The sequence below is a fragment of the Azorhizobium sp. AG788 genome (assembly GCF_943371865.1).
Classification (GTDB): Bacteria; Pseudomonadota; Alphaproteobacteria; order Rhizobiales; family Xanthobacteraceae; genus Azorhizobium.
The window spans coordinates 338,324-345,002 of sequence record NZ_CALRWL010000001.1 but is presented as its reverse complement, the minus strand read 5'-3'; the positions used below and the strand labels follow the sequence as shown (position 1 = coordinate 345,002).

The window sequence follows — 6,679 nt, the reverse complement described above, 5'->3', positions numbered from 1 at the left end:
ATGACCTTCGGCCCGGATCCGCGCAAGAGCCCGGCCGCCAAGGAAGTGGTGGACCGGTTCAAGGCCAAGGGCATCGATCCGGAAGGCTACGTGCTCTATTCCTACGCCGCCGTTCAGATCATCAAGCAGGCGGCGGAAGCGGCCAAGTCCCTCGACCCCAAGAAGGTCGCCGACTACATGCACTCCGGCGCCACCTTCCAGACCGTTCTCGGTCCGCTGGCCTTCGACAAGAAGGGCGACCTGACCAAGCTCGACTATGTGGTCTACGTCTGGAAGGACGGCGGCTACTCCGAGCTGTGAGCCTGTTCTGATCCGACCGTGCGCCGCGGCCCCGTGGCGCACGTTTTTTTTGACGCCGCGCGCTTTTTAAAAATGCCGGCTTGCCCCTACCGAAATCAGCCATGATCGCTCTATAAGCCGCACACCATGGCTGCGCTCTCCTCCCTTCTCTATGGCACCGTTCCCCAACCGGTGGTTCGTCTCGCGGTGGGGATGCGCTTCAGCGCCTCCATGCCCAGCGGCCGCAGCGTCCGGGTTCTGGCCGGCGATCCCTCTGATGCCCGCCTCTCCTTCGAGAATGATGGGCGCCTGTTTACGGCCACAGTGGGCGGCGAATTACTGACCCGCGCGGGCATCAACAGCCTGTGGAAGCGGGGCTCGATCATGGCCTATTTCGCCGCCCGCTCCGCCGCCGACGCGGTCGAGGCGAGCATTGCGGACTACTCCTCGCAGCCGGGCGTGCTCACCTTCTGCTCCAACCATCCCGATGCGGTGCTGGTGCCGGACCGGGCCTTCATGACGCCGCGGGTCTACGAGCCTTATCGCCTCGCCGGCACACAGGTGCCCTGGCTGGACCGCGAGGATGTGGTGCAGTGGCGCGGCTCGCCCTCCGGTCAGGGGGAGATGATCAACACCTGGATGGAAGCCAGCAACCCCATGCTGCGCCAGCGGGTGCGCATGTGCCTGGCTCTACGCAACATGCCGGGGGTGGATGTGGCCTTCGCCGAGCGCGCGGACCTGGCGCCCTACGGCATTTCCGGCGTCCGCATTCCGCCGCTGGCCTGGGCCAAGGTGCGCTATGCCATCGATATCGATGGCTTCTCAGCCGCCTGGATGAACTTCTTTTCCCGCCTGCTGCTGGGCTGCTGCGTCATCAAGGTGACGTCGCCCTATGGCTTCCGGCAGTGGTTCTATGATGCCTTGGTGCCGTGGATCCATTATGTACCGGTGAAGGCCGATCTCTCCGACCTCGCGGACAAGATCGCCTGGTGCCGGGCCAATCCCGATGCCTGCCGCCAGATCGCCGAAGAGGGTCAGCGCTTTGCCCTGGCCCGCACGCCCGAAACGGAAACGCCCCTCACGCTCGCCCGCATCGACGCGGCCCTGGGCGCCCGCTCGGTAGTCGGCGCGACGGGCGCGGACCTGCGCGAGCAGCAATCCTGATCTGACGCCGGCCGCGCGGCGCCAGCCGAAGACCGGGAGCGGTCGGGGGGAGACGCGTCAGCCGAAGCTGCCAAGGCCGGGAAAGGTCTCCAGCAGCCAATAGCTCATGCTGGCGATGCCACCCGACAGGAAGCCGATGCCGGTCAGCACCAGCAGGGCACCGAGGATCTTCTCCATCAGCGGCAGCAGGCGGCGCATATGGGCCAGACTGTTGAGGAACGGTCGCACCGCCAGGGCCGCCAGGAGAAAGGGCACCCCAAGGCCGGCGGAATAGACGGCCAGCAGGCCCGCGCCCCGTGCCACCGTGGCCTCCGAGCCGGCGACCGCCAGGATCGCGCCCAGCACCGGCCCCAGGCACGGCGTCCAGCCAAAGGCGAACGCCAGACCCATCAGAAAGGCTCCCCACAGCCCCGTGGGTTCGCTCACGTGTGGCCGCGCCGTGCGCGACAACAGCGAAATCTTGAACACGCCGAGGAAGTTCAGCCCCATCAGGATGATGGCGATGCCGGCAATCACAGACAACGCATCAAGATGGGCGCGCAGCACGTTGCCGATGGCCGACGCCCCCGCCCCCAGCGCCACGAACACCACCGTGAAGCCGGCCACGAACAGCAGCGCGCCGAGAAACGCCCGCCGCGCCACCTTGCGCAGCGGCTGCGCATTGGCCAGATCCTCCAGCGTGGTGCCGCCGATGAAGCACAGATAGGGCGGGACCAGCGGCAACACGCATGGCGACAGGAAGCTGGCGAGGCCGGCGAGGAAGGCGGCGGGAAGGGAAACGTCGGCCATCTTGTCCTTGCAGGCGAGCGGCGGGGCCGGGTGGCCGGGCGAACGGTGCCCGCTTCATGACCCCAGACGGCCAAGCCGGCAAGCCCTGGCCATCATGGCTCCCTGCGTTGTGAAGCCGATCCCCTCCCGCCTCCTGCTCGGCATCCCATTCCCTCCATGGCATTTCCGGGCTAGAGCCGGATGAGAATGATCGGGACGCGCGCCACTATGGCGCTCCCTGGACCGCTCATGACGTCCTTCTGGCCGGGGCGCGTCGGTTCAACGGGCGGTCGCCATCGGCCGGGAGAGACTGGGATGCGCAATCTTCTCACCGATGTTCCCGGCCTCACCGTCGGCCATGCCACCGACCTGGTCCTGGGCTCCGGCGCCACCGTGGTGCTGTGCGATCCCCCCGCCGTGGCAGCGGTGGATGTACGCGGCGGCAGCCCCGGCACGCGGGAGACCGATCTGCTGGATCCATCCGCGTCCGTCGCCCATGTGGACGGCATCGTCCTGTCCGGCGGTTCGGCCTTCGGCCTCGACGCCGCATCGGGGGCCATGGCGTGGCTGGCCGCCCAAGGCCGCGGCTACAAGGTACGCTCCGTGCGGGTGCCCATCGTCCCATCCGCCATCCTGTTCGACCTGCTGAACGGCGGCCAGAAGGACTGGGGCACCGAGCCGCCCTATCGCGCGCTCGGCCTCGCGGCCGCACACGCCGCCAGCCGGGATTTCGCGCTGGGGAGCGTCGGCGCTGGCACCGGGGCCACCACCGCGCGGGTCAAAGGCGGGCTGGGGTCCGCATCGGCCCGATCGCCCTCCGGGCATATGGTGGGGGCGCTGGTAGCGGTGAATGCGGTGGGATGCCCGCTGCTCGGGCGGGGACCACATTTTCGGGCCGCGCCGTTTGAGCGCCACGCAGAGTTCGGCGGCCTCGGGCTGCCGGTGCCGCTGGCGGCGGACGCCGGCGCCATCCACGTCAAGGGCAGCGAGCCGCGCATGGCCACCACGCTCGCCGTCGTCGCCACCGATGCGATGCTCACCGGCGGCCAAGCCCGGCATTTCGCGGTGATGGCGCAGGACGGGCTTGCCATGTCCCTGTTTCCCGTTCACACGCCGCTGGACGGTGATTGCGTCTTCGCCCTCGCGACCGAACGGGTGCCCTTGGCTCACCCGTTGCCGGACCTGCTGGGCATCGGCGCGACGGCCGCACTGGTTCTGGCGCGGGCCGTTGCCCGCGCCATCTATGAAGCGACCACCCTTCCCTATGCCGGGGCGCAGCCGGCCTGGCGCGACGTTTTCGCGCCGCGCTGAGACCAACGTGCCGGCGCCTGCCCTTCCGCTTGACTGGAGCCCACCCATGACCGCCCTGCCCCCCGTTCAGAAACCGCGCCGCCGCACCGCAGAGGAAGGCGCGCTGGGAGGCTTGCTGGCGGTCATCTTCTGGGCAGCCTGCGGAATCACCGCGGTGCCACTGGCGGGCATGTTCACCTTGATCTCCGCCATGGGGACACAGGGTGCCTTCTCGGCCATCGCCGATTCCGTGTCCGGCTCCGCGCTCTCCACCCAGGTGCTGCGCCTCGGCCTGTTGCCGCAGGCGATGCTGTTCCTGTGGGCGGCGAGCTTCGTGGTCTTCACCATCCTGAAGTCCCGCCATGCCCTTCAAGTGGCACCGGGCCTGTTCATGGCCTGGGTGGCGGTGACGGCCTTCTGCCAGTTCTCCATTCGCTCGATGATCACCCCCGACGGGGCCACCTTGATGGATTTCACCGCGCTGCTGCCGGGCATCCTGGCGCAAGTGGTCGGCGCAGCGGCCTTCACGGCTTACATGCGTCAGGGGCACCGGCCGCGCTTCTATTTCGTGCGCTGAAGGGGATCGCGCTCAGGCGCGGGAAAAGCGGGTCGGCGCAAACGGGGCCGGATCAGTGAACGGGGTTGCGCCGGTCACCAGATCGGCCAGCAGCCGGCCCGAGACCGGCCCCAGCGTCAGGCCCCAATGGCTGTGGCCGAAATCCAGGAACACCCCCGGCAGGCCGGGCGCCGCGCCGATCATGGGCTTGGAGTCCGGGAATGCGGGCCGACAGCCGAGCCACGGAGCGGTCGCCACCACATCTCCCACCGGCAGGCGCTTGCGCACATGGGCGATGACGCGCCGGACCTGGATATCGGTCGGCGGATCCTCGCGCCGGGCGAACTCGATGCCGGTGGTGGCACGGATGCCCCCCTTGGTCCATTGCAGCGAAAAGCCCCCCGCCCGATCCACCACGGCGCGGGACAGGCCTTTGCCGGGCAGAGGCGCAAAATGCACGTGATAGCCACGTTTCACCGCCAGCGGCACGGGCGCCGGCAGGCGCAGCGGCTTCAGCACATCCAGGCTCCACGGCCCAAGCGCAACCACCACCACCTTGGCGTCCACCGGCCCTTCGGCGGTCTCCACGCGCCACGCCTCCCCTGAGCGACGCAGGCTGCGGGCATCACCGGTAAGCAGCAGGCCCCCACGGCTCTCGAACAGCGCCGCATAGGCTTTCACCAGGCCACCGGGATCGCTGACATTGTCGCAGTCGTGCCAGTGAACGCCGCCCGCGAGGCCGGGATTGAGCGCCGGCTCCAGCGCCTTGACTCCGGCGGGATCGAGCACCGTGTAGGCCACGCCCAATTCGTCCGCCAACCTGCGTTCCAGCGCCGTCGCGTCGAGATCCGCCTGACGGTCATAGACCTTCACCCATCCCGTGGGTGTAAGCAGCCCCATGGCACCCGCCGGCCCGGCCAGCGCGTGGTGCTCGGCGCGGGACAGCGCCATCAGCGGGCGCAGGTCGCGGCCGATGGACGCCTGCATGGCCGGCGCGGAGGCGCGGAAATAAGCGAGCAGCCAGGGGGCGAGCGCCGGCAGTGCGGCGAGGTTGTAATTGCTCTGGGCGGAAAGCTTGAGCGCGTGGGCGACGAGCGTTCCCAGGTTGCGGGGAAACGACACCGGCAACAGAGCCGAGCCCTCGATGACCCCCGCGTTGCCGAACGAGGTCCCCTCGCCCGGAGCTTGGCGGTCGATCAAGGCAACGGAGAGCCCGCGGGCCCGGAGATGCAGGGCGGCGGACGTTCCGACGATCCCAGCCCCGAGCACGATCGCATCGGTGCGCGCCATGATGTTCTCCCCGAAGGCGTCAGCCTGCCCCTTGGTCCCGGACACCAAGGGGCATTGGCCTCGATTTCAAAGCAATATCGATGCCGCCGCAGCAACGCTCAGGGCGGCAACCCGTCACGATGCGCCCGCACCGCCGCGGCGCCGACGAGAGATCAGTACCGCCACCACCACCGCCAGCATGGTCACTGCGAGGCCATACCAAGTCAGCGCATATTCCAGATGGCGATTGGGAAAGAGCAGGCGGGTCTCGCCCCCCTGGGGAAGGCCGCCGGGATTGGGGGTGGCGTCGGCATCGATCATGAACGGCGCTGCGCGCGACAGGCCACGCGCGGCGGCGATCGCGGCGGGATCGCGGCGATACCAAGCGTTGCGCGCGGCGTCATTGTCCGGCACGAAGCTGCTGGCTTCCTCGGCGAACCGCAGCAGCCCGGTAACGGTGACCTCTCCCGCCACCTGTCCTTCCTGGCGGGCTGCGGGATCGCGCTTGTCGGTGGGCACGAAGCCGCGATTGATCAGCACCGACGCCCCGTCGGGCAGCATCAGCGGGGTGATCACCGTAAAGCCCGGGCCTCGCAGAGGGCCATTGGGCTCGGACAGTACCGTATAGACCAGCGCTTCCTTGCTGTGGTCGAAGGTGCCGGTGACGCGCACATGGGCATATTCGTCACTGGCGCGGGTCAGCGCGGGCCATTGCCCCGACGGCGGCAAGGCGCGCGCGGGCGCATCGGCCCGCGCCTCCACCTGCTGGATCAGGTCCAGCTTCCAGGCACGGCGTTCCATCTGCCAGGACCCGAGCCCGACCAGGGCGGCAAAGGCCAGCAGCAATACGGCGATCGACAGAACCCGGCCCGCACCCAGCCCTCGCTCGCCTGCCGCAGGCGGCGCCGAGGGGCCCGGAGGCGGCACTTTATCCTGGCGTCGACTCATGGCCTGTCGGGGTGCTCAAGCCGGCCTTCAGCAGCCTTGTTGCGATATTGCAGCGCCACCAGGATGCCCTTGAACGGTCGCAGCAGGCCCAGCGTGACGATCAGGATGCCGGGAATCCAGAGCAGGGCGTGCAGCCAGAGCGGCGGTTCGAACTTCACCTCCACCCACAGCGCCAAGCCGACGATCAACGCCCCGCCGATGAGAATGACGAACACCGCGGGCCCGTCACCGGCATCAATAAAGCCATAGTCGAGCCCGCAGACCTCGCATTTGGGCGGCATGCCGAGGAAGCCCTTGAACAGCTTGCCCTTGCCGCAGCGCGGACAGCGGCACGCCAATCCGGCGGCAAACGGCGAGACCGGCGCCATATAGGGATCAAGGCTCATGGCGCCCTCCTGGGCAACT

General features: G+C 68.7%; 8 protein-coding genes. 4 read left to right on the top strand and 4 right to left on the bottom strand.

Annotation, left to right across the window (positions count from 1 at the left end; genetic code table 11):
• The coding region (locus tag AAG816_RS01490) for an ABC transporter substrate-binding protein (RefSeq protein WP_341987544.1) at positions 1-300 on the top strand (300 nt) is incomplete at its 5' end.
• Between the two features lie 126 nt (positions 301-426).
• On the top strand, positions 427-1,443 hold the full coding sequence (locus AAG816_RS01485) for a glycosyl transferase family 90 (RefSeq protein ID WP_341987543.1): 1,017 nt from the start codon (positions 427-429) through the stop codon (positions 1,441-1,443).
• 57 nt (positions 1,444-1,500) lie between these two features.
• Here the strand turns inward: AAG816_RS01485 and AAG816_RS01480 are convergent, their stop codons facing one another.
• Positions 1,501-2,232: a cytochrome c biogenesis protein CcdA gene (locus tag AAG816_RS01480; protein WP_341987542.1), complete on the bottom strand. Its 732-nt coding sequence runs from the start codon at positions 2,230-2,232 to the stop codon at positions 1,501-1,503.
• 294 nt (positions 2,233-2,526) lie between these two features.
• Here AAG816_RS01480 and AAG816_RS01475 point away from each other — a divergent pair, with 294 nt between their 5' ends.
• Together AAG816_RS01475 and AAG816_RS01470 are read left to right on the top strand one after the other, a co-directional pair.
• Positions 2,527-3,522: a P1 family peptidase gene (locus AAG816_RS01475; protein WP_341987541.1), complete on the top strand. Its 996-nt coding sequence runs from the start codon at positions 2,527-2,529 to the stop codon at positions 3,520-3,522.
• A 46-nt stretch (positions 3,523-3,568) separates the two neighbouring features.
• Positions 3,569-4,078: a hypothetical protein gene (locus tag AAG816_RS01470; protein ID WP_341987539.1), complete on the top strand. Its 510-nt coding sequence runs from the start codon at positions 3,569-3,571 to the stop codon at positions 4,076-4,078.
• 12 nt (positions 4,079-4,090) lie between these two features.
• On the opposite strand, the gene AAG816_RS01465 is transcribed toward AAG816_RS01470, so the two are convergent.
• The 3 genes from AAG816_RS01465 to AAG816_RS01455 form a co-directional block, all read right to left on the bottom strand.
• A complete protein-coding gene (locus tag AAG816_RS01465) occupies positions 4,091-5,347 on the bottom strand; it encodes an FAD-binding oxidoreductase (protein WP_341987538.1) in 1,257 nt (418 codons plus the stop codon).
• A gap of 114 nt (positions 5,348-5,461) precedes the next feature.
• Positions 5,462-6,274, bottom strand: coding sequence for an SURF1 family protein (locus tag AAG816_RS01460; RefSeq protein ID WP_341987536.1), 813 nt, complete (start codon positions 6,272-6,274; stop codon positions 5,462-5,464).
• Positions 6,271-6,660, bottom strand: coding sequence for a DUF983 domain-containing protein (locus AAG816_RS01455; protein ID WP_341987535.1), 390 nt, complete (start codon positions 6,658-6,660; stop codon positions 6,271-6,273). The genes AAG816_RS01460 and AAG816_RS01455 overlap by 4 nt, the downstream gene beginning before the upstream one ends.
• Positions 6,661-6,679: the final 19 nt, after the last annotated feature.

Bases quoted from the DNA above. Each gene is read 5' to 3' on its own strand.
- AAG816_RS01485 (WP_341987543.1), top strand. From the start codon at position 427: ATGGCTGCGCTCTCCTCCCTTCTCTATGGCACCGTTCCCCAACCGGTG.
- AAG816_RS01480 (WP_341987542.1), bottom strand. From the start codon at position 2,232: ATGGCCGACGTTTCCCTTCCCGCCGCCTTCCTCGCCGGCCTCGCCAGC.
- AAG816_RS01475 (WP_341987541.1), top strand. From the start codon at position 2,527: ATGCGCAATCTTCTCACCGATGTTCCCGGCCTCACCGTCGGCCATGCC.
- AAG816_RS01470 (WP_341987539.1), top strand. From the start codon at position 3,569: ATGACCGCCCTGCCCCCCGTTCAGAAACCGCGCCGCCGCACCGCAGAG.
- AAG816_RS01465 (WP_341987538.1), bottom strand. From the start codon at position 5,347: ATGGCGCGCACCGATGCGATCGTGCTCGGGGCTGGGATCGTCGGAACG.
- AAG816_RS01460 (WP_341987536.1), bottom strand. From the start codon at position 6,274: ATGAGTCGACGCCAGGATAAAGTGCCGCCTCCGGGCCCCTCGGCGCCG.
- AAG816_RS01455 (WP_341987535.1), bottom strand. From the start codon at position 6,660: ATGAGCCTTGATCCCTATATGGCGCCGGTCTCGCCGTTTGCCGCCGGA.